20 protein-coding genes and 1 riboswitch are annotated in these 20,628 nt (G+C 63.9%); of the genes, 16 read left to right on the top strand and 4 right to left on the bottom strand.

Features of this window, described 5'->3' with window-relative positions; genetic code table 11:
* Positions 1-26: 26 nt before the first annotated feature.
* Positions 27-518 (bottom strand): RNA polymerase sigma factor, encoded by a 492-nt coding sequence (locus GEU84_RS16320; protein WP_152828042.1) that lies wholly within the window; start codon positions 516-518, stop codon positions 27-29.
* Positions 519-636: 118 nt separating this feature from the next.
* On the opposite strand from GEU84_RS16320, the gene GEU84_RS16315 reads away from it, so the two are divergent.
* The 6 genes from GEU84_RS16315 (at position 637) to GEU84_RS16290 (ending at position 8,248) form a co-directional block, all read left to right on the top strand.
* Positions 637-2,016 (top strand): S8 family serine peptidase, encoded by a 1,380-nt coding sequence (locus GEU84_RS16315; protein ID WP_152828040.1) that lies wholly within the window; start codon positions 637-639, stop codon positions 2,014-2,016.
* A 786-nt stretch (positions 2,017-2,802) separates the two neighbouring features.
* Positions 2,803-3,636, top strand: a complete 834-nt coding sequence (locus GEU84_RS16310) for a MurR/RpiR family transcriptional regulator (RefSeq protein ID WP_152828038.1) — start codon at positions 2,803-2,805, stop codon at positions 3,634-3,636.
* 113 nt (positions 3,637-3,749) lie between these two features.
* A complete protein-coding gene (locus GEU84_RS16305) occupies positions 3,750-4,865 on the top strand; it encodes an ABC transporter substrate-binding protein (protein WP_152828036.1) in 1,116 nt (371 codons plus the stop codon).
* 118 nt (positions 4,866-4,983) lie between these two features.
* Positions 4,984-6,618 carry an ABC transporter permease gene (locus tag GEU84_RS16300; RefSeq protein WP_217438592.1) on the top strand — a complete coding sequence of 545 codons (1,635 nt, stop codon included), beginning with the start codon at positions 4,984-4,986 and terminating at the stop codon, positions 6,616-6,618.
* Positions 6,615-7,652: an ABC transporter ATP-binding protein gene (locus GEU84_RS16295; protein WP_152828032.1), complete on the top strand. Its 1,038-nt coding sequence runs from the start codon at positions 6,615-6,617 to the stop codon at positions 7,650-7,652. Before GEU84_RS16300 ends, GEU84_RS16295 begins: the two co-directional genes overlap by 4 nt.
* Positions 7,649-8,248: a histidine phosphatase family protein gene (locus GEU84_RS16290; protein WP_152828030.1), complete on the top strand. Its 600-nt coding sequence runs from the start codon at positions 7,649-7,651 to the stop codon at positions 8,246-8,248. Before GEU84_RS16295 ends, GEU84_RS16290 begins: the two co-directional genes overlap by 4 nt.
* A 207-nt stretch (positions 8,249-8,455) precedes the next feature.
* On the opposite strand, the gene GEU84_RS16285 is transcribed toward GEU84_RS16290, so the two are convergent.
* Entirely contained in the window at positions 8,456-9,646 is a 1,191-nt protein-coding gene (locus tag GEU84_RS16285) for a metallochaperone AztD (RefSeq protein ID WP_217438591.1), read from the bottom strand.
* A 385-nt stretch (positions 9,647-10,031) separates the two neighbouring features.
* Positions 10,032-10,245: riboswitch (cobalamin riboswitch) on the top strand.
* 32 nt (positions 10,246-10,277) lie between these two features.
* Between GEU84_RS16285 and GEU84_RS16280 the strand changes: the two genes are divergently transcribed.
* The 6 genes from GEU84_RS16280 (at position 10,278) to GEU84_RS16255 (ending at position 15,206) form a co-directional block, all read left to right on the top strand.
* A complete protein-coding gene (locus GEU84_RS16280) occupies positions 10,278-10,745 on the top strand; it encodes a DUF1636 family protein (RefSeq protein WP_152828029.1) in 468 nt (155 codons plus the stop codon).
* Positions 10,742-11,515, top strand: coding sequence for an ABC transporter ATP-binding protein (locus tag GEU84_RS16275; protein ID WP_152828027.1), 774 nt, complete (start codon positions 10,742-10,744; stop codon positions 11,513-11,515). Before GEU84_RS16280 ends, GEU84_RS16275 begins: the two co-directional genes overlap by 4 nt.
* Before the next feature lie 18 nt (positions 11,516-11,533).
* Positions 11,534-12,466 (top strand): ABC transporter substrate-binding protein, encoded by a 933-nt coding sequence (locus GEU84_RS16270; protein WP_152828025.1) that lies wholly within the window; start codon positions 11,534-11,536, stop codon positions 12,464-12,466.
* Positions 12,467-12,469: 3 nt separating this feature from the next.
* On the top strand, positions 12,470-13,522 hold the full coding sequence (locus tag GEU84_RS16265; protein ID WP_152828023.1) for a FecCD family ABC transporter permease: 1,053 nt from the start codon (positions 12,470-12,472) through the stop codon (positions 13,520-13,522).
* 119 nt (positions 13,523-13,641) lie between these two features.
* Positions 13,642-13,893, top strand: a complete 252-nt coding sequence (locus GEU84_RS16260; RefSeq protein ID WP_152828021.1) for a helix-turn-helix domain-containing protein — start codon at positions 13,642-13,644, stop codon at positions 13,891-13,893.
* Positions 13,893-15,206 carry a type II toxin-antitoxin system HipA family toxin gene (locus tag GEU84_RS16255; RefSeq protein WP_152828019.1) on the top strand — a complete coding sequence of 438 codons (1,314 nt, stop codon included), beginning with the start codon at positions 13,893-13,895 and terminating at the stop codon, positions 15,204-15,206. Before GEU84_RS16260 ends, GEU84_RS16255 begins: the two co-directional genes overlap by 1 nt.
* Positions 15,207-15,357: 151 nt before the next feature.
* On the opposite strand, the gene GEU84_RS16250 is transcribed toward GEU84_RS16255, so the two are convergent.
* Positions 15,358-16,053, bottom strand: coding sequence for an HAD family hydrolase (locus GEU84_RS16250; RefSeq protein WP_152828017.1), 696 nt, complete (start codon positions 16,051-16,053; stop codon positions 15,358-15,360).
* Entirely contained in the window at positions 16,050-17,009 is a 960-nt protein-coding gene (locus GEU84_RS16245; RefSeq protein ID WP_152828016.1) for a sugar-binding transcriptional regulator, read from the bottom strand. The genes GEU84_RS16250 and GEU84_RS16245 overlap by 4 nt, the downstream gene beginning before the upstream one ends.
* A 220-nt stretch (positions 17,010-17,229) precedes the next feature.
* On the opposite strand from GEU84_RS16245, the gene GEU84_RS16240 reads away from it, so the two are divergent.
* From GEU84_RS16240 to GEU84_RS16225, 4 genes are all read left to right on the top strand, one after another.
* Entirely contained in the window at positions 17,230-18,642 is a 1,413-nt protein-coding gene (locus tag GEU84_RS16240; RefSeq protein ID WP_152828014.1) for an ABC transporter substrate-binding protein, read from the top strand.
* A 76-nt stretch (positions 18,643-18,718) separates the two neighbouring features.
* Entirely contained in the window at positions 18,719-19,594 is an 876-nt protein-coding gene (locus GEU84_RS16235) for a carbohydrate ABC transporter permease (protein WP_152828012.1), read from the top strand.
* Positions 19,591-20,439: a carbohydrate ABC transporter permease gene (locus tag GEU84_RS16230; RefSeq protein WP_152828009.1), complete on the top strand. Its 849-nt coding sequence runs from the start codon at positions 19,591-19,593 to the stop codon at positions 20,437-20,439. The genes GEU84_RS16235 and GEU84_RS16230 overlap by 4 nt, the downstream gene beginning before the upstream one ends.
* 3 nt (positions 20,440-20,442) lie before the next feature.
* On the top strand, positions 20,443-20,625 hold the full coding sequence (locus GEU84_RS16225) for a DUF2160 family membrane protein (RefSeq protein WP_152828007.1): 183 nt from the start codon (positions 20,443-20,445) through the stop codon (positions 20,623-20,625).
* Positions 20,626-20,628 lie beyond the last annotated feature (3 nt).

The raw sequence follows: 20,628 nt of genomic DNA, 5'->3' as shown, positions 1-20,628 counted from the left end.
ATGTTGAGGGTAGAACGTGCCGTGTGTCATTTTATTCCCATTTTTCCGGCAAGCGCGAGCCGCCCGCGCGACAGGCGGCTCATCACCGTGCCGATGGGCACGCCGATCACTTCGGCGGCTTCGCGGTAGCTGAGGTCTTCGACACAGACCAGCACCAGAACTTCGCGCTGATCTTCGGGCAGTTCGGCCATTGCGGCCTCGGTCTGCCGCAGCATCAACAGGGCCTCGACGTTGCGCACACCGTCCACAACCGCCGCGTCTGGCGTATCGGCGATGTCCACGGTTGTGCCTTGCGTTTTCACCCGGCGAACATGGTCAATCCAGGCGTTGCGCAGGATGCGGAACAGCCAGGCATCAAGCCGCGTCGCCGGATCGAACCGATCCCGCGCGGCAAAGGCGCGCTCCGCAGTGATCTGCACCAGATCATCGGCAAGATCCGGGCGGCGGCACAGCGACAGCGCGAACCGTCGCAGGTTCGGCAGCAGGGCGATCAAATCTTTGCTGAATGAATCCTTCATGGCGCCTTCATTGGCGGCCTGTGTTGCGTGGTCAAGGAATATATTGCAGCCTTTGGCCGTATGCGTGGAGTGCGTGCGGGGATCCCCCACCGCCATCACGCCTGGACAGGACGACAACATGCCCCCTTATCTTTCCTTTCGCGCAATTCTTGTGTTGATCTGCGTGGCGCTTGCTTCGGCGGGTGCGGCGCTGTGGCCAATCGATGCCGCCTGGGCACAGGATGACAGTGACGACGATGGCGGCAGTGACGACAGTGGCGACGACGATGACGATGACGGCGATGGTCAAGGTCGTGACGCGGGAGACGATGACGATGACGGCGGCATTCGTCCGACTGGCAGAACACCGGGCAATGCCGGCGCGGCGCGGCCGCGTTCGCCTACCCGCGCTCTGGCCCCTGTTGAACTGTCGGTCATGGCGCCCGGCGAAATCGTTGCGTTGAATTTGTCCAACGTCGACCTGGCGGTTTTGCTGGCGCGTGGCTACAGCGTTACCGAAGAACGATCCTTGCCCGAGATTGGCGGCATCTCCCGGCGCCTTGCCATACCTGCCGATACGACACTGGAAGCTGCCCGGAATGAGGTGCGCGCCCTGCCATCGGGGGCAGATGCCGATTTCAACCATTTCTATCGGACGGAACAATCCCCTGACCCTGCTGTCTGCGAAGGGCCGCACTGCGCCTCTCAGAACCTGATCGGCTGGATCACGTCGGCGTCGGCATCCACCTGCGGCGGGGATGTGGTGATCGGAGTCATCGACACCGGTATCAATCCTGTCCATCCCGCATTCGCGTCGGCGCGTCTTGCCCTGCATCGCATGACGCCCGCTGACTATGATCCGTCGCGGGCTGTTCATGGAACGGCCGTCCTGGCAATTTTGATCGGTGATCCGGCAAGCCGGTCGCCGGGTCTTTTGCCCAATGCCCGCGTGATCGCGGTCGATGCCTTTCACTCCAGCAACGGGGACGAGCGGGCGGATGTTTTCACCCTTGCCGCCGCGATTGACTTTCTGGCCGCCCGAAATGTCCGGATTCTCAACATGAGCCTCGCAGGCCCTGCGAACACGGTGCTGGAGCGTGCGATCGACGCCGTTTCCGCGCGTGATGTCATCGTTGTGGCCGCGAGTGGCAATGCCGGGCCCAGTGCCGAACCGGCATTCCCTGCCGCATATCCCTCGGTCATCGCGGTGACGGCAGTTGACCGCACAGGCAACGTTTACCGGCGCGCGGGTCGCGGGCCCCACCTCGATTTCGCCGCCCCCGGGGTTGATGTGTGGACGGCAGCCTCGGTCAGCGGCGCGCGGCCCAAGACCGGCACTTCGTTTGCCGCACCCTTCGTTACAGCCGCCGCCGCGCTGATGCTTGCTGGCAGGCCCGAGCTTTCTGCGTCAGAAGTTGCGATGCAGCTGGCTGCCGATGCACGTGACCTGGGCGAACCAGGGCGCGACGCGGTCTATGGCCATGGATTGATACAAGCGACGTCGAGTTGCGGCCGCTAGCCTTCTGCGCCAACAAGCCATGTCGCCCCTGTCTGCGCATCGACCATGGGAAAACCCGTGCCCGGGCTTTCGCATGCAGGTTTGACGCAGGATTGCGGCCTTAACCTTGTGACAGCCATGCGCAAAAGACTGTCACGCCAGTGCTGCAAAACCGGTCGGAACATGTATGCAGTCCCGGCAGGTTCCTTTTTGAACATCCAAGGTCGCGCGGGGCCGCGCAATTCCCCGGCGCATTTGTGCTGGCCGAAGCGGGCTTTGCCCGCCGCCAGCCCTGGCAGAGAAAACAGGATGCGCCGGGAAATCAGCATCAAGGTTCAGGTGAAGTCACGCAACGCGACCGGTGCAGCTTTGGCATCGGGAACGGCCTTGCCGGTCTGATCGGCGAAAAACGGCATTCCGGGACACCAAGATGAAGGTGCCCGGCCGTGAGGGTCGTCTGATCCGGCGTCACCTGCGGGAACCTTTGGCAACGGCTTTGCAGGCCTGCCTCGAACATGTTGCCCCCGTCGCACGAATCGTCACGCGCGGCGACGGACGATTTCGGGCCGAAGGGCAACCGTGCTGCGGCAAAGTTGCGAAGGATGGACAAGCCACCGGGTCTCCGCCATCATCGCACCGGCCCTGCGGCCAGTTTCACCCCCGACGTAGGGCAAATACCCGCTTGGAAATGCCTCATTGCTACACTTTGCCATGCTTGGTTCTGACCCTGCGAGGGCGCTGCGCCGGTGACGCTTTCGGCGGCGCGCATCACGGCATGGTCATGGAATGCCGGCGGTTGGCAGCGTGATGCATAGCATTGTTGCGCGGATACAGGAACTGTCCGGTCAGTTGACCCCGACCGAGTCGCGACTGGTGACGGCGCTGGTCGAGGCGCCCCGGATCGTCGCCTTGGGAACCTCGGCCGACTTCGCCGCACGGGCCGGGGCGCATGAGGCAAGCACCTCGCGCTTTGCCCGAAAGTTGGGGTTTGAAAGCTATGGCGCCTTTCGCGATCAGCTTCGCCGGGAATTTCTCGACACGACCGACCCAGCCGAGCGGCTGCTTGAGACGCTGCAAGCCAGTGGCGGCAAGCTGCTGGGCGGGTTGATCGCCGTTGAAACGGCGGCCCTTGCCGCGATATCGGATTACCTGAACGAAGAGATGGTCATCCGGGCCGCAGAACTGATCGACCGGCCCCGGCTTTTCCTGTTCGCTCAGGGAAATGCGACAGTCTTGGCCGAAATGTTTGCGCGCCGTTTGCGGCGGATGGGTGGCCAGCCGGTGATGTTGACCGGCAGCGCGCGTGACCTGGCGGAACAGGCGCTGGCCATCGGCGCTGGCGATACCATTGTCCTGTTTGCCTTTCGTCGGCAGCCGCGATCCTTCGCGCCGCTTGTCGGAGTGGCGCGTGAGGTGGGTGCCGCGACGCTGGCCATTTCCGACACGCTGGGTCCGGCGCTGAACCCCGCGCCCGACCTGCTGCTGACGGCTCCGCGCGGGGGGAACGAGGGCGGTTTCCAGTCGCTGACCGTGCCGATGCTGATCTGCAACGCCCTGATCCTGGCCCTTGGCGTGCGCCATGGCGGTTCTGCGCTGTCGGTTCTGTCCCGACTGGGCACTCTCATCGACAGGTTCGATTGAGAGGTCGAAACGCCGGCGCATCCCCACCGTTTGCAAGTTTTCTTGCAAGTCACATTTCTGTTGCAAGTTTGCCCTACAAAGGCAGGGTAACTTCAACCCGAGAGGATTCGCCGATGCGCCGTTCCTTAACCTCTGCCCTTGCCCTTCTGGCCCTTGCAGCGCCGCTTTCCGCCCAGAACATCGACGCACTTGATGCCGCCGCCCTGTTGCCGCTGGCGCAAGCCGAAGGCAGCGTTACCGTCTATTCCTTCACCAGCCGCATCGGCAATGTCGAGGAAGCGTTCGAGGCGGCCTATCCCGGCATCGACATGATCGGCTTCGACATGTCCTCGACCGAACAGATCGCCCGCATCACCAGTGAGGCCCAGGCCGGTCTTGCCGGTGCCGATGTCATCTACATCTCGGACGCGCCGGTTGTGTTGACCGACCTTCTGGCTGCGGGCCTGGTCGCGCCCTATGTGCCGGCCCGGCTGGAATCTGTGCTGGACGAGCGTTTCCGCAGCCCCCTGCTGGCCCAGCGGCTTTCGACCAAGGTTCTGATGTATAACGAGGAAAGCTATCCCGATGGCGCCCCGGTCGACAACCTGTGGGATCTGACGACCGAAGCCTGGACCGGCCGCGTCATCATGGTGGACCCGCTGCAGCGCGGCGACTACCTGGACCTGATGACCGAGATCGTCCTGCAGTCGGACGCCATGGCGGCCGCCTACGAGGCCGCTTTCGGATCGCCAATCACCCTTGACGAAGGCGTGGCCAACGCGGGCGAGCAGTTCATCGCCAACCTTTTTGCCAATGATCTGGTGCTGGTCGGGTCAACCGACGACGTGAACGCCGCTATCGGCGCGCTGGGTCAGGACGCGGCTCCGATCGGCTTTACCTCCTACTCCGACCGGCGCGACAACGAGGACGAAGGCTGGGCGCTGCAGGTGGCGAACGATGTTGTTCCGGCCAATGGCATCGTCTTTCCGGCGCTGCTGGCGGTGAACCCGAAGGCGCAGAACCCGGCGGCGGCTCGGCTTGCCATCGACTTCCTGATGGGCGACGACAGCGACACCGGCGGCGCGGGCTTTGCGCCGTTCTATGTCGCGGGCGACTGGGCCACCCGCTCGGACATCGCCCCGCACCCCGATGCCATCCCGCTGGAGGCCTTCAACGGCTGGATCATCGACGCCGAAACAACCGCCACGATCCGCGCCGAGGTGGCTGACCTGATCCTCACGCTGCAATGACTTGCCGCGGCAGGGCGACAGCGCCCTGCCGCCCGCCCCGGAGCCGATGATGCCTCCCATTTTGCGCCACCCCGGATTGTGGCCCACTCTCGCGGTCCTGACAGTCCTGTGTCTGCTGGTGGCTGCCCCGCTCGCAACGATCCTTGGTGAAACTCTGGGCAGTGCCGCCTGGGCCGAGGTGCTGGCCAGCCGCTTGTCGCGCAACCTTTTGTGGCGCCCGCTGGCAACAACCCTGACCATCGGGGTTGCCGTCGCGGCCGGTTGCCTGCTGATCGGGGGCTTTCTGGCATGGCTTGTCACCATGACCGACGTGCCTTTCCGGCGCAGCATCGGCTTCATGGCCACATTGCCCTTCATGATCCCCAGTTTTGCCACCGCCCTTGCCTGGGGCACGATGTTCAGCAACGGGCGCACCGGCGGCGCGGGGGGGATGCTTGAGGGGCTGGGCGTCGCGGTGCCTGACTGGCTGGCCTGGGGAATCGTGCCGGTGATACTCGTGCTGATCGCGCACTACTATGCCCTTGCCTTCACGGTGATTTCGGCCGCCCTGTCCAGTGTCAACGGCGACCTGATCGACGCTGCCATGATGACCGGCGCTTCACGTCGCCGCATCGTGACCGGCATCGTGTTGCCAGTCGTCACACCTGCGCTGCTGGCCGGGGCTTCGCTGGCCTTTGCCGGGGCGGTGTCGAACTTTGCCACACCTGCGCTGCTGGGCCTGCCGGTGCGCATGCAGACGCTGTCCACCCGGTTGTTCGGCATGATCGAAATCGGCCAGACCGAGCGGGGCTATGTCCTTGCCATCCTGCTGATTGCCGTCTCGGCGGTGTTTCTGGGGCTGGGCAACCGGCTGCTGGCGGGGCGGCGCAGCTTTGCCACGATAACCGGCAAGGGTGGGCGCGGGCGGGTGATGGAACTGGGCCGCGCCCGCTGGCCGCTTTGTGCGCTGGCGCTTCTGATCTGCCTTGTCACGACGATCCTGCCCATCATCCTGTTGGCCGCAGCCAGCCTCGCGCCGATGTCATCTGCGCTGTTTTCCGACTGGACGCTGCATTACTGGATCGGCGAAGCCGACCCGGCCTTTGCGCGCGGGCTGGCCGGTATCCTGCACAATCCACAACTTCTGACAGCTCTTGGCGTGACGATGGGTCTGGGCATTTCAGTGGCCCTTGCGGCGAATGCCGTTGGCCTTGTGGTGGCGGTGACGACAACGCGCTGGCACTTGCCACTGCTGACCGGCGCTGCGACGCAGTTGTCTTTCTTGCCGCTTTTGTTGCCCGGCATCGCATTTGGTGCTGCCTACATAGCCCTTTACGGCGCGCCCATCGGCTCGTTCCCCGCGCTTTATGGCACGCCCTTGCTGCTGGCGCTTGCGCTGACCGCTGCGATGCTGCCCTTCGCGGTGCAGACGGGACGGGCGACGGTTGCCCAGATCTCGGGCGAGATCGACGAGGCCGCCCGCATCACCGGTGCCGGATTTCTGCGCCGTCTCTGGTCGATCACCTTGCCGCTGGCGGCGCCGGGGCAGATCGCAGGGGTTCTGTTGATCTTTGTCAGCGTCATCGGGGATCTGGCCATCGTCGTGCTGCTTTACACCCCGGCGACGCCCGTTCTGTCGGTCCTGTCTTATCGCTATGCCTCTGACGGGTTCCACCAGTTTGCCAATGCGGTGACGCTTGTCATCCTGATCCTGTCGATCGCGGCCACGCTGGTCGCTCAACTGCTGCGCAAGCGGCAAAGGAACGCTGCATGATCACGCTGGAAAACCTTGTCAAGGCGTTCGGCACGGGCAATGCGCCGGTCGTCGACGACGTATCGCTTTCGGTGCCTGCGGGTGCTTTCCTTGTGCTGCTTGGCCCCTCGGGCTGTGGCAAGAGCACGCTGCTGCGGATGCTTGCGGGGCTGGAAAATCCGACCCGCGGCACGATCCGGTTCGGCGACACACTTGTCGCCAGCGCCAGCCAGTCGCTGCCTGCAGGCCAGCGCGGCGTGGGCCTGGTGTTCCAGTCCTATGCGCTGTGGCCGCACATGACCGTGGCCGGCAATGTCGACTGGCCGCTGAAGGTGTCAGGCCTTGACCCCGCGATCCGCCGCATCCGCGTGGCCGAGGCGCTGGACCTCGTCGGCATCGCCGATCTTGCCGGGCGCTATCCGGCAGAGATATCGGGAGGTCAGCAGCAGCGGGTGGCGCTGGCCCGCATGATCGCGCCACGCCCGCAGATCATGCTGTTTGACGAGCCGCTGTCGAACCTTGACGCGTCGCTTCGGGTCGAGATGCGGCACGAACTGACGCGCCTGCATGCGGCCACCGGGGCCACGACGGTTTATGTCACCCATGACCAGGTCGAGGCGATGACGATGGCCAGCCATGTGGCCGTGCTGAACCGGGGGCGGATCGAACAGTTCGGCCGCCCTGGCGATCTTCTGACGCAGCCCGCCACGGCCTTTGTCGCGCGGTTCGTCGGCACGCCGCCGGCCAACCTCGTTCCCGTTCAGGCCGGTGCCTGGCTGGGGCTGTTGCCTGATCCGGCGCTGCGCGGCGCCACCGGCCTTGCGATGGTCCGGGCGCAGGACTGGCACCTCAGCGGTCCTGGCCCCCGCAGCCTGCCCGCACAAAAGATAGAGGTAGTGCCTCTGGCGGGCAGGCTGGTCGTCACCTGCAAGCTGGGCGACCAGCGCGTGACGGTGATTGCCGAACCCGAAGCGCCCTTGCCCGCCGATCTGCACCTTGCCTTGCCCGAGGCCCCCTACGCCCTTTTCAACATCGAAGGACAACCCCTGCCTTGAAACGCCTGATCCTTGTCCGCCATGGCGAGACGGAATGGAATGCCAGCCGCCGCCTGCAAGGGCAGACCGATATCGCCCTCAGTGACGTGGGGCGGGCGCAGGCGCGCGCGCTGGCACCGATGGTTGCGGCCTTGTCACCCGACCATGCCGTGACCTCGGACCTTGCGCGCGCTGCCGAAACCGCCCGGCTGCTTGGCCATGCCTCCGCCCGGGACGAGCCGCGCCTGCGCGAGCAGGATCTTGGCGACTGGAGCGACCAGAGCATCGCCGACCTCAGCGCGCGGGATCCAGACGCTTACCTGCGCTGGCGGGCCGGGCGGCAGACCCCGCCGGGTGGCGAGGACTGGGGTCGCTTCAGCGCCCGTGTCGTGGCCGGCATCGAGGACGCCATGCGGCTTTGCGACCAGACCGTGCTGGCGGTCTGTCACGGCGGGGCGATCCGGGCGGCGCTGGCCAGCCTGATCGACCTGCGCCCCGACCGTCTGATCCCGGTCGGCCCCGCCAGCCTGACGATCCTCGCGGCTGACAAGGGCGGCTGGCGGCTTGAAGCGTTCAATGTCGGCGGGGCTACGGTTGTCCTGACCGCGCCCGACTGACCATTGGCGTGACAGTAGCATGGCCTTCCGGCAGGGCGCCGTTCACGCCGGGGGCACCATGGCCAAAGAGGTCTGTCATGGCAACCGCGCCGGGCGCCGCCGCCTAGTGCTGCGTGTCCCGTCGGCACTGGCCGCCGTGACCGAGGCGGATGTGCGAAGTGCTGCGCCCGCCTGCCTGAAGCAAGCGGGCGCAACCTTTGCCACCGCTCAGTGCGTGGCACCCGACCCGCCAACCGCGACGATCGTGTAGGGCACGCCTTCCACCGGGATCGTCCGCTCTTCCTCGAAGCTGTCGACGCCGACCAGACGCACCAGACCCTGCAACGGATCGGTGATCGCTATATGCTCGCCAGCCACGGCCAGCCGCGGGCGCGGGTCGCGCCAGTGGCCATCCATGGAGTAGGGCGCAGTCACCTGAACGCTTTTCGTGATTGCGCCGTCGATGACGTCAAGAAGGTGCAGTTGCCCGTCTTCCGTCAGGATATAGGCATTGCGCGCGTGGGCGGGGTCGAGAGCAAAATCCACCCGGCGCGTGGGCAGGTCGATCTTGCGGAATCGGGCATCGCGGCCTGGCTCGAACAGGACAACGGCGTTCGGACCAAAGTTGCCCAGGAAGAATTGCAGCGCCGTTCCCCCTTTGAGTGTCGAGACGTTGCCCTCGCCCAGATCGGTGGTGGGGATGTGCTGCAGCACGGGCGGTGCCGCGCCGGCAGACGGCGTGGCGATGACCACGCCATCCTTGCAGCCGAAGGCAAACACCCGCGCGGATTGCGCCTGCCCGTGAACGGCCGGGCATGCCATAACGTCACCGATCTGCTGACCCTGCCTGTCGACGACCTTCAGGCCGACGCGGGGTTGATCTTCAGCCTCACCCGGCACGGAAACAACGATGTAGTCGCCCATCGGTGCCGCAAGGCCATGGTGTGGCCCGCCCGGCTGCAGCATGACCGGATCCAGTTTGCCGGAAAGGACGTCCGCTTCGGCAAGAAGCGACACCCGACCCGTTCCGTCATCGAAAATCGCGATGGTGCCGGACCCTTCGACGACATGCGCCGGAACGTTGCCCGCGATCTCGCCCGGCAAGAGGCGCGCCTCGGTCACGGTCAGGTCGCTGTGGTCGCCATGATCTTCGAATGCGATGCCGGTGTCGATCACCGTTACCTTGCCTGCGTCACCCTGCACGGCAAACACCGTCCGGCCGCTTGCACTTGGGGTCAGGGCGGGGGTCATGTCGAGCGCGAATGTCCCGGCCGATGCCCCGTCATCCAGCTCGACGGCGCGGATCATGCCTTCGGCATGGTCGCCGATGAAGAGACGGTAGTGTGTTTCTGCGTCATGGTCCTGCGCGAAGGCCGGAGTGACGGCAAGGCTCGGGATGGCTGACGCCAGAAGCGCCATGGAAAGTCTTGAGCGGATCATCCGCACCTCCTGATTCTAGTTCAAGTTATGTTATACTATTACATTGGCAGCGCCAGGGCAGCAAGCAGTGGCCGGTTGCGCGTGCCCCGTGTGCGGTCACGCGATCTTTGGCCGTTGCCAGGCAAGGGTGGCCACAACGCGACGAGAGTTGCCGTTGTTCAGGACATGGCTTCTGAGCGTGGTTGTTCCGATTCCACCGACGATCGCGCGGTGAAAGTCAGTCGGGGTGTTTGCCGGTTTGAGGATTGGCTCACCATGTAATGTTATACTATAACATACACCAGTGAACCGAATCGCGAAGGTGTGCAATGTCGTTCCCCAGTTCGGGCCGGTCGGTTCGTGGCTTGACCCCGGCGCCGCCTTTCGGCAACTTGCCCGGGATGGTTCCCGGCCAAGCCAAGCGCGGCCGGGTGAAAAGGGAACACGGGTCGGGTGTAGGCATCAGCCGCCCAAGCCGTGACTGCCCCCGCAACTGTAGGCGGCGAGCGACCCCCGATGCCACTGGTCCGAAAGGCCCGGGAAGGTGGGGAGAGCAAAGACCCGCGAGTCAGGAGACCTGCCATCGCAAGCGAAGACCCACCCGGGCGGGGTGCCCCGGAAGGAGCATGCGATGGAAGTGCTGAAACGGCGGCCTGCCGCCACGAGACCTGTGGCCACGCCGTCCTATTCGGTGGCGCAATCCGCGCCGCACCAGATTCTGGTTTGCAAGGCGTGCAAACACCAGGGATCGAGTTGCGAGCCGGGCTTTGCCCTGCTGAAAAAGCTGCGCGCGGCGATTGCGGCGGCAGATCTTTCCGGCGATTTTGAGGTGTCTGGCACCGCCTGTCTGGCCGGTTGCGTGCCGGGTCACGGCGGGCCTTGCGTTGTGGGCTGGCGCGCAACGGCCAAGGCGACCTGGCTGTTCGGCGATATCGACCCCGCTCAGCCGATCGACGACCTGGTCGAGTTCTCACGCCTCTATGCCGCGCTGGAAGACGGCTGGATGAGCGGAAAGGACTGCCCACCCCGCCTTTGCGGCAACACCCTCGCCCGTATTCCGGCAGCAATCATCGTCACCCGCGAAGGTGCCGTTCAATGAATGTCATCGAGGTCGAAGGCGTGTTCTGGGGGCCCCGGGGGCGCGCAGACATTCTGTCGGATATCACATTCGCCGTGCCGCAGGGCCAGATCATCGCGATCTGCGGGGCCAATGGGGCGGGCAAATCCTCGCTCTTGCGGCTGATCTATCGGCATCAGGCCCCGCGCCGGGGCACCGTGCGGTTGATGGGTCGCGACATATGGCTGATGGGCGCGCCCGAGGCCGCGCGCCATCTGGCCGCCGTGTTGCAGGAACAGCCCACCGACTTTGCCCTGACCGCACGGCAGATCGTGGCGCTTGGCCGGTTGCCGCACCGCAAGGGGTGGGCGGCGGGCCTGTCCGGCCCCGGCGGTGAGGATGCCACGATCATTTCGGCGGCGATCCGGCGGATGGATCTGGGCGCGATGGCCGACCGCGCCTTTGGCACATTGTCGGGGGGCGAGCGGCAGCGGGTGATGGTGGCCCGCGCCCTGGCGCAGGAACCGCGCGTCATCGTGCTGGATGAGCCTACCAACCACCTCGATATCCGCCATCAGCTTGAACTTCTGGCGCTGCTCAAGGGCCTAGGCCTGACCGTAATCGCCACGCTGCATGATCTGACCCTGGCGGCCGAGTTTGCCGAACGCGTCCTGATCCTGCGTGAGGGCCGCATCCTGGCCGATGGCCCGCCCGATACCGCCCTGACCGAGGCCAATCTAGCCCTGGCCTTCAACGTGCATGCGCGCATTGACCGTACCGGCGATGCCCCGCGCTTTTCCTTCCATCTCTGACAAACCAAGGACCAAGACATGATCCGTCTTTCGCTTGCTGCCCTGCTTTTCTCCGCCACGGCAGCCCTTGCCTATCCTGTCACCGTGCAAAGCTGCGACCGCGAGCTGACCATCGACGCCGCCCCCGCCCGCGCCATCTCGAACGACGTGAACCTGACCGAGATGATGCTGGTGCTTGGCCTGCGCGACCGGATGGTGGGCTACACCGGGATTTCCGGCTGGAAGACGCTGGATGAAGAGATGCGCGCAGGCGTGGCCGAACTGCCGGAACTGTCGGCCAAGTATCCGACGAAAGAGGTTCTGGCCGGAGCCGAGGCCGATTTCTTCTTTGCCGGCTGGAACTATGGCATGAAAGTGGGGGGCGAGGTCACGCCCGAAACGCTGCAACCCCTTGGCATCCAGACCTATGAGCTGACCGAAAGCTGCATCCACATCGGCCCCAAGGCCAAGTCCAGCATGGACGACATGTACAACGACATCCTGAACCTTGGCCGCATCTTCGGGGTCGGGGCCAAGGCCGATGAACTGGTCGCTGGCTGGCAGGCCCGCCTGACCGAGGCGACGGCCGATGTAAACCGCTCTGCCCCCTTGCGGGTCTTTGTCTATGACAGTGGCGAGGAGGCGCCCTTCACCGCCGGGGCCTATGCCATGCCCACCGCGATGATCGAAGCGGCGGGCGGGGTCAACATCATGGCCGACCTTGAGAAAAGCTGGGCCGAGATCGCCTGGGAGCCGGTGGTCGAACGCAACCCGCAGGTCGTGGTCATCGTCAACTACGGCGATGTGACGGCAGACCAGAAGATCGCCTTCATGAAGGAGAACCCCGCCTTCGCCAACATCGACGCGGTGAAGAACGACAGGTTCGTGGTCCTTGAATATGTCGAGGCGACGCCGGGACCGCGCAACATAAAGGCGGTGGAAAAGCTGGTCGCCGGGTTCCGGGGCAACTGAGGCATGGCCGAGATCACCGCTCCCACGCTGGCCCGCCGGATCGGGACAGGGTCCGGCATCGCGCTGTCCGCAGCTGCGGTGCTGGCGCTGTCCATCGTGCTGGCCGTTTCCGTGGGGGCGGTGGCCATCCCGCCGGGGGTGGTCTGGGGCATCGCGCTTGACCGGATCGCCCCCGGTCTGGTCATCCCTGACTGGAGCGCGGGGCGCGCGAACATCGTCTGGGAAATCCGCTTTCCCCGGGTGATCCTTGCCGGTCTGGTCGGGGCGGGCCTTGGCCTTGTCGGGGCGGCCTTGCAATCGGTGACGCGCAATCCGCTGGCTGACCCGCATCTTTTGGGCATCTCGTCTGGCGGGGCGTTCGGGGCCATCGCGGCGCTGATGCATACCGGCATGTTTCTGGGTCTGCTGACTGTGCCTCTGATGGCCTTTGGCGGGGCGCTTGCGGCCACAATTCTGGTGCTGGGCGTGGCGCAACTGGCGGGCGCCAGCAGTGCCGACCGGCTGGTTCTTGCAGGTGTGGCGGTCAGTTTCGTCATCATGGCGGGGGCCAACATCCTGATCTTCCTTGGTGATCCGCGCGCCACACATACGGTGGTGTTCTGGATGCTGGGCGGGCTTGGCCTGGCGCAGTGGAACAACCTGGTCTGGCCGATGGCCGTTCTGGTGCCCTGCGGCCTGTGGCTTTGGGCGCAGGCCGGGCGGCTGAACGCCATGAGCCTGGGGGACGAGACGGCGGCAAGCCTTGGCATCGAGGTTGGCCGGTTTCGCCTGACCGTGTTTGTCGTTGCTGCCCTGATCACCGGTGTCATGGTCGCGTTTTCCGGCCTGATCGGTTTTGTCGGCCTGATGATGCCGCATCTGGTCCGGCTGATGGTGGGCGGCGACAATGCCCGGGTCATGCCTGCATCGGCGCTTGCGGGGGCCGTGTTTCTGATCTGGGCCGACGCCCTGGCCCGCGTGGCCGTGGCACCCGAAGACATGCCCATCGGCGTGGTCACAGGGCTTGTTGGCGGGGTCTTCTTTATCGGGATGATGGCGCGGCGACGCCAAGGTTAGGGCCTGTGCCGGTAGGATCCGTGCTATGATCCATGGATCATGAAGAGGATTTATGATTTTTACATCATATTGACTCATTATGATCCTGCAATCATTGTTGTGCCGAAAGGACTGCCCACATGGATCAGATCGCACGCACCACCAAAGACCTTGGCAACACCCTTCGCAGGGCGCGAAAGGCCCAGAACCTGACGCAAGCCGAACTGGCCTCGCGCGCGGGCATCTGGCAGCGCACAGTGTCAAACATTGAAACCAGCGCCAGCGGGGCAAAGGTTGACACAATCTTTGACCTGCTCGCAGCACTTGACCTCGAACTGCACATCGTGCCGCGCAGCAAGATCAGACCATCCGACCTGGAGGACATGTTCTGATGGGGCGCAGGCGCAGCTACGCACCACTCGACGTCTACATGAACCGCCGCATGGTCGGGCAGTATTTCCGGGAGCCGGATGGCGCATTCGCCTTCAGCTATGCCCCCCACTGGCTTGCCTGGGAGAACACGTTTCCGATTTCACGCTCGCTGCCTTTGCGGCCCGAGCGCTACGTCGGCCCACCCGTCATCGCTGTCTTCGAGAACCTGCTGCCCGACAGTGACGACATTCGCCGCCGCGTGGCCGAACGCGTGGGCGCGGATGGGGTGGATTCCCACAGCCTGCTGGCCCGGATCGGGCGTGACTGTGTGGGCGCGCTGCAATTCCTGCCTGAAGGGCAAGAGCCGGGTGACAGCCGGTTGCTGACGGGCGAACCACTGACCGAGGAGCAGATCGCCGCGATGCTCAATGACCTTGCCCGCACTCCCCTTGGCATCCGGGCCGAGAGAGACTTTCGGATTTCGGTCGCGGGTGCGCAGGAAAAGACCGCCTTGCTGTTTCACGAGGGCCGCTGGCTTGAACCGACCGGCACGACACCGACCACCCATATTCTCAAGCCTGCGATCGGCGCCTTGCCCAATGGCATGGATCAGACCGACAGCATCGAGAACGAGCATTTCTGCCTCAGGCTCATGGCGGGTTTCGGCCTGCCGGTGGCGCGGACCGAGATAGCCCGTTTCGCAGGCACCAAGGCGCTGGTCATCGAACGTTTCGACCGGTTGCGCGCCCGCGACGGGCGGCTTCTGCGTCTGCCGCAGGAAGACTGTTGCCAGGCGCTGTCTGTCCCGCCGACGCGGAAATACCAGAACGAAGGCGGCCCTGGCATTGTCGAGATCTGCAGCTTGCTGCAGGGCAGCGATGAGCCGCTTCGCGACCGGGCCGGTTTTCTGAAGGCCACCATCCTGTTCTGGTTGATTGGCGCGACCGACGGGCATGCCAAGAACTTCAGCATCGCGCTCATGCCGGGCGGACGCTTTGCCATGACGCCACTTTACGATGTGCTGACAGTGCAGCCGAGCCTCGATGCCGGTCAACTCCAGATCAAGGACATGAAACTTGCCATGAGGGCCGGAAAAGGCCGCCACTACAAGGTTTCGGAAATCCAGGGGCGGCACTTCGTCGAGACGGGGCTGGCCGCAGGATTTTCGCGCGAACAGGTCGCCCGGATTTTCGCGGACATTCTCGAAACGGCGGAAGCGGCCTTCACCACAGCGGTGGCTGAAATGCCTGACAGCTTTCCGGCCGCGCTTGTTGCCTCGACTCGACGCGGTTTCGATCAGCGGGCGGCGCGCCTGCATGGCAACCAGGGGTAAACCCTTGCCCGGATCATGGCCGCATAGCCGCCGCCCTGATCGTCCTGTCGCGTCATCCTTCCTGCCAGCGCACGCCCGCATCCAGCCCGGCCGAAAGGTGCAGCCCGCAGCCGAAATCAACCGGAAAACCATTCAAGGGGCCGGGGTTGGCTCAATCCATTCCTTTGGAATCCAACATCCCACGCAGGAATTCCCTTGTGTGACCGTGGTCGATTGCTGTCGCAAAGGTGCCTGCCTCGGTCAGGCGCCTTGACTGATGTTCCCTGAGATCCTTCAGGTGCGACCCGCCCACAAATCCAACGGCACGCATGCCCGCGCGGCGTGCGGAAAGCACGCCTGCGGTGGCATCTTCGACCACGATGCAATCCTGGCAGGCCGCCCCGCGGCGATGGGCGGCAAGAAGCATAAGGTCCGGTTCGGGCTTGCCCGTCATCACATCTTCTGCGCTGAAGGCACGGCCCGCGAAACGCTCTGTCAGATCAAGGCAATCCAAGGCAAAGCCCAGTCTTCGGTGCGAGCTTCCCGATGCGATGCAATAGTCGATCCTTGCCTCATCCAGGAAATCGAACAGCGCGTTGATTCCGGGCACAGCCGTCAGCTCGCACCGGTAGCGCGCAAAGAGGCCGGAATACCACGCCTCGCGAAAGTCACCGGCGACGTCGGCGCCCGTGTGGTCGGCCAGCGCCTGTGTGATGCTGGCAAGGGAGGCACCCAGAAAGCGGTCGATCAGCGTTTCCATCGAAAGGTCAAGGCCATGTGCGGCAAGGCAAGTCTGCAACTCTGCCAGTGCGATGATTTCGCTGTCGGCGATGACACCATCAAAATCGAAGATGACCAACGGTTTCATGCAAGCTTCTCCAGCACCAGCCGGGCGGTGACATCATCGGTGATCAGGGTCTGGACCAATCCGCGGCGACAGGCGGCGATGATGATGTCAACCTTGTGCGCCCCGGCTGCGGCCAAAAGCCGATTGGGCACCTTCATCAGCGATTCCAGATCCATCCCGATGGCGCTGCGGCTGATCGGGTGCTCAACCTCGGTTCCGTCGGCTTGCAGGAAATGGCCCAGAACATCACCTACGGCGCCCGCGTCGATCAGGTGCTGCGGAGTGACGCCTGTGGGTAGACCCATCGAGACCAGAAATGACCGTTGCGTGACATCGCCCGCCACCAGAACCGCAAGATCAAGGTTCTGGAGCCGGGCCAGATGGGCCTGAAAGGCGCCTTCAGACAGAAAGATCGCGCGGTCGGTTCCGGGCGACAGGTAGATTGGCGCCGAAAACAGCGAATAGTTCACGCCCAGCTTGTCGGCCATGGCCGAGGCCACGCCAAAGGCGTTGAAGCTGGCACCCTGCGAAGTGCCGCCGATCATTGACACGATCTCCAGGTTTTCAAGCGCCATGCGGGGCAGTCGCTGGATCGCGCTCTTGAGGGTCTGCCCCCAGGACAGGCCGATCGAGGTCCATGCCGCGTCGCGCAGCCCCTTGGCCAGCCAATGCGCCAGCGCGGCACCCACCGGGCCGTGGTAATCGTGGTCCACCGGGTCGGCCGGGGCGCAGATCGCCTCGGCCAGGCCAAGCTTGCGGCACAGGTTGGCCTGCATTTCCAGCCGTGTGACGAAGGGCGAGGCAATCTCGATGCGGACGATGCCTTCGGCGCGCGCTAGTTGCAGCGCACGGTTCACCCGCAGCCGGGTCACACCCATCACGCGGGCAACATCCTGTTGGGTCAACTCGTTGACGTAGTAGTGCCAGCACACCTCGGCCAGAAAAGCCTCGGTTTCGTCCGGCGAGACGGTGTTCATTCTGCCTCCACGGGTCTTGGCCTGAGCCGTCAGATAGGTTTACCCCATGCCAAAGCAAATGGAAATCAAAGTTTACACCTGTATTTACACTTGTGAATCTGTAGAAACAAATGTATTCAACCCCTGCCTCGAAAGGCTGTAACGCTGCATTGGCAGGGTCATCGGCAGATCGAAGGATGCGCCGGGCCGCGCAGACGGCCCAAATGGGAGGACTGAAATGATGAAACTCATGCTCGCCACTTCGGCGATCGCGCTTGCGCTTGCCGCGCCTGCCCGTGCCGACTTCTGGGCCGATGCCTCTGCAGACCTGCAGGGCGTGACGATCCGGGGTGTATCGGAAAGCACGCCGCCATCCAACTACGTAAAAGACGTTCTGATTCCCGAGTTCACCGCCAAGACCGGCATCATCGTGGAATACGAAACCACGTCCTGGGACCAGATGTTCGACAAGGCGATCAAGGACATGGAGGCCGGATCGGGCATCTATGATTTCGTCTACATCGAACAGGACATCATCTATTCCTATCTCGCACGCGATTTCCTGGTGAACCTCACCGACATGCTGGAGGCCAACCCAGACCTTCAGGCACCCGATTTCGACATGGCTGCCTTCACCACCTTCATCGACAACTTCCGCGGCGCGGATGGCGATGTGTTCGGCATGCCGATGGAGGCCTTCATCAAGGTCTATCTCTACCGCAAGGATCTGTTCGAGGAGCCGGCGCACCAAGAGGCGTTCAAGGCCAAGTACAATTACGATCTGGCCCCGGCTGTGACCTTCGACCAGTGGCGCGACAATGCCGAATACTTCGCCAACATCGACCCCAATGACGAGCTTTGGGGCACGACCGTTCAGGCTGCTTCGGGCCACCCCGCGTCGTTCTACGAATTCTTCGAGACCATCGCGCCAAGCTTTGGCGTCTACAACTGGGGCATCAACGCCGAGACGGCTGCCGCCACGGTTGAAAAAGGTGGCCAGATGAATTCGGCCGAGGCGAAAGAGGCGCTGGCCTTCTGGATCAGCATGCTGGATTACGCACCGCCGGAAGCCACCGCATCGACCTGGGACGAGGTGGCATCGACCTTTGCCGCCGGGCGCGCGGCACAGGGCTGGGTCTATGGCGAAAACGCCGCCTGGATCGCAACCAACCCTGAAAAATCAAGTGTGGTCGGCAAGGTCGGGGTGATGCTGCCGCCGGTGGTGGATGGCGTGATGGCCGAGGCCGAGGCAGGCGAAGGCTACATCGGCTATTACGACGGTGGCGCATTCGGCATGCCGCATTCGTCCAAGAACAAGGAGGCGACGCTGCTGTTCCTGCAATACATCGGCCAGCCTTCGGTGCAGGCGGACTGGGCGGTTGCCGGCAGCCGCGTGGTGCATCAGGCCACCTATGACGATCCGAAGGTGCAGGCTGTCGATGCCATCGCCGACGGCTACTTCACGCTGATGCGCGACAAGGGATACCTGTTCAGGGGCGCGCCCGAGTTCCCGTTCCATGCACAGGTGCGCGAGGCGGTTGCACCGTTCATCTACGAGGCGATCGTCGGAACAATGACGCCCGGGGATGCGCTTGATCAGGCGGCTGCCGCAGCCGAAACCGAGATGGCCAATCTGGGTTACGGCGGCAACTGACGCGCGGTCGCTTCCCGGCGGGTGCAGGTTCTTCAGGCCCCGCCGGGCCCTTTTCGCCAGATGCCGGAGTACGGCCATGCGCAATTCGACAACGGGCTGGCTGCTGCTTGCGCCAACCCTGTTCATCCTCGTCATCACGGGCCTTCTGCCCTTTGTCTATGTTCTGTCGGTGTCGTTCTTTGACTGGAACACCTTTGCGCAGAACCCCGATCCGCAATATGCCGGGGTGAACAATTTCCGCAGGCTGGTCTTTGACGCGGCCTTTCTGAAATCACTGTGGCTGACGCTGAAGTTCACCGTCTTCGTCGTGCTCAGCCAGTTGGTGATCGGCTTTTTCCTGGCCAAGATGCTGATGCGCGACATGCCGCTGAAGGGGTTGTTCCGCACTGTCCACACCCTGCCGCTGATGATCGCACCGATTGCGGTGGGCGCGACCTGGCGGTTGCTGACGGTGCCGGGTCTGGGCCCGATCCCGCATTGGATGAAGGAATGGTTCGACATCAGCTATATCCTGTCGCGCTTTCCGGATCAGGCCTTTGCGACCGTGGTTATCATGGACATCTGGCACTGGACGCCTCTGGTGACGCTGACGCTGATGGCGGGTCTGTCGAACCTGCCCGAAGAGCCGCTGGAGCAGGCCCGCATTGATGGCGCAAGCGAGTGGCGCATCTTCTGGGACATCACACTGGCCTTTCTGAAACCCGTGCTGCTGACCACCATCTTCATCCGTCTGATGGACGCGCTGCGCACGGTGGATGAGGTCTGGATGCTGACGGGCGGTGGTCCGGGCGCCGAGACGCGGTTCATCGGGCTGCACATCTGGCGCGTGGTCTTTCCCAAGACCGACTACGGCTATGGCTCGGCCATGTCGCTGATCACGCTCTATCTGACGATCGTGATGTGCTGGTTTCTCTACGTCGCCATGACTGGCATGAAGGACAAAACCCGATGAAACACGGTTTCCTGCAGGCGCGCGCCCTGAACGTGCTGTTCTGGCTGGCAATGTCGGCGCTGACATTGCTGCCGGTCTGGTGGATGTTCCTGGTGTCGGTGCGCACCCGCGCCGATCTGTTCGGCAACCCGTCCTTCCTGCTGGATGTGTCCAGCATGACCTGGGGCAACTATGCCGAGGTTCTGGCGAACCCCACCTTTCAGCACTACATGACCAATTCGCTGATCGTCGCCACATCGAACGCGGTGCTGGTATCAGTGCTGGCCTTGCTGGCGGCCTATGCGATGTCGCGCTATGCGCTGATCGGCAAGGACAACATCTTTTTCTGGGTGCTGACCAACCGGATGGCGCCGCCAGCGGTGTTCCTTTTGCCCCTGTTCCTGATGTTCACCGGGTTCCGGTTTGGCGATTGGTCGCTGTTTGACACCCGCATCGGGCTGATCCTGCTTTACTGCGTGTTCAACCTGCCCTTTGCCTTCTGGCTGTTGCAGGGCATCGTCGATGCGATCCCGAAAGAGCTGGACGAAGCGGCCTATGTCGATGGCGCCAGCACCTTCACGGTGCTGACCACCGTGATCTTTCCGCTGGCCCGCCCCGGCCTTGCCGTGACCGGCATCCTGACCTGGGTTTTCGCCTGGAACGAATATCTCTTCGCCTCGACCCTGACATCGGTGCATGCGCGCACGATCACCACGGGGCTGGCCGAGTTTGTGACCGTGACCGGCACCAACTGGGGGCAACTGGCGGCTGTCGCCATGCTGACGCTGGCGCCTGCGGTGCTGGTGCTGGCGCTGGTGCAACGGCACATCGTGGCCGGCCTGACCTTTGGCGCGGTGAAAGGATAGATCATGGGCGAACGCACCGGATTCCTGCCGATCAGGACCAATACCTTCGACCGCATCTTCATCTCGGTCGTTCTGTTCATCGCCATATCGCTGCTGTGGATGCGCTTTGTCGAAGCCTATGCGCCGCTGTGGATTTCAACGCTGCTGTCGGTCGTCCTCGGCCAGTGGATCATAAGAAAAGGATAGGAC

Source organism: Fertoeibacter niger (genome assembly GCF_009380135.2).
GTDB lineage: Bacteria > Pseudomonadota > Alphaproteobacteria > Rhodobacterales > Rhodobacteraceae > Fertoeibacter > Fertoeibacter niger.
This window is presented reverse-complemented; position numbering and strand designations above follow the sequence as displayed.

Bases quoted from the DNA above. Each gene is read 5' to 3' on its own strand.
- GEU84_RS16275 (WP_152828027.1), top strand. From the start codon at position 10,742: ATGAATGTCATCGAGGTCGAAGGCGTGTTCTGGGGGCCCCGGGGGCGC.
- GEU84_RS16260 (WP_152828021.1), top strand. From the start codon at position 13,642: ATGGATCAGATCGCACGCACCACCAAAGACCTTGGCAACACCCTTCGC.
- GEU84_RS16230 (WP_152828009.1), top strand. From the start codon at position 19,591: ATGAAACACGGTTTCCTGCAGGCGCGCGCCCTGAACGTGCTGTTCTGG.
- GEU84_RS16280 (WP_152828029.1), top strand. From the start codon at position 10,278: ATGGAAGTGCTGAAACGGCGGCCTGCCGCCACGAGACCTGTGGCCACG.
- GEU84_RS16265 (WP_152828023.1), top strand. From the start codon at position 12,470: ATGGCCGAGATCACCGCTCCCACGCTGGCCCGCCGGATCGGGACAGGG.
- GEU84_RS16225 (WP_152828007.1), top strand. From the start codon at position 20,443: ATGGGCGAACGCACCGGATTCCTGCCGATCAGGACCAATACCTTCGAC.
- GEU84_RS16255 (WP_152828019.1), top strand. From the start codon at position 13,893: ATGGGGCGCAGGCGCAGCTACGCACCACTCGACGTCTACATGAACCGC.
- GEU84_RS16250 (WP_152828017.1), bottom strand. From the start codon at position 16,053: ATGAAACCGTTGGTCATCTTCGATTTTGATGGTGTCATCGCCGACAGC.
- GEU84_RS16320 (WP_152828042.1), bottom strand. From the start codon at position 518: ATGAAGGATTCATTCAGCAAAGATTTGATCGCCCTGCTGCCGAACCTG.
- GEU84_RS16235 (WP_152828012.1), top strand. From the start codon at position 18,719: ATGCGCAATTCGACAACGGGCTGGCTGCTGCTTGCGCCAACCCTGTTC.
- GEU84_RS16270 (WP_152828025.1), top strand. From the start codon at position 11,534: ATGATCCGTCTTTCGCTTGCTGCCCTGCTTTTCTCCGCCACGGCAGCC.
- GEU84_RS16315 (WP_152828040.1), top strand. From the start codon at position 637: ATGCCCCCTTATCTTTCCTTTCGCGCAATTCTTGTGTTGATCTGCGTG.
- GEU84_RS16310 (WP_152828038.1), top strand. From the start codon at position 2,803: ATGCATAGCATTGTTGCGCGGATACAGGAACTGTCCGGTCAGTTGACC.
- GEU84_RS16245 (WP_152828016.1), bottom strand. From the start codon at position 17,009: ATGAACACCGTCTCGCCGGACGAAACCGAGGCTTTTCTGGCCGAGGTG.
- GEU84_RS16240 (WP_152828014.1), top strand. From the start codon at position 17,230: ATGAAACTCATGCTCGCCACTTCGGCGATCGCGCTTGCGCTTGCCGCG.
- GEU84_RS16285 (WP_217438591.1), bottom strand. From the start codon at position 9,646: ATGGCGCTTCTGGCGTCAGCCATCCCGAGCCTTGCCGTCACTCCGGCC.
- GEU84_RS16295 (WP_152828032.1), top strand. From the start codon at position 6,615: ATGATCACGCTGGAAAACCTTGTCAAGGCGTTCGGCACGGGCAATGCG.
- GEU84_RS16305 (WP_152828036.1), top strand. From the start codon at position 3,750: ATGCGCCGTTCCTTAACCTCTGCCCTTGCCCTTCTGGCCCTTGCAGCG.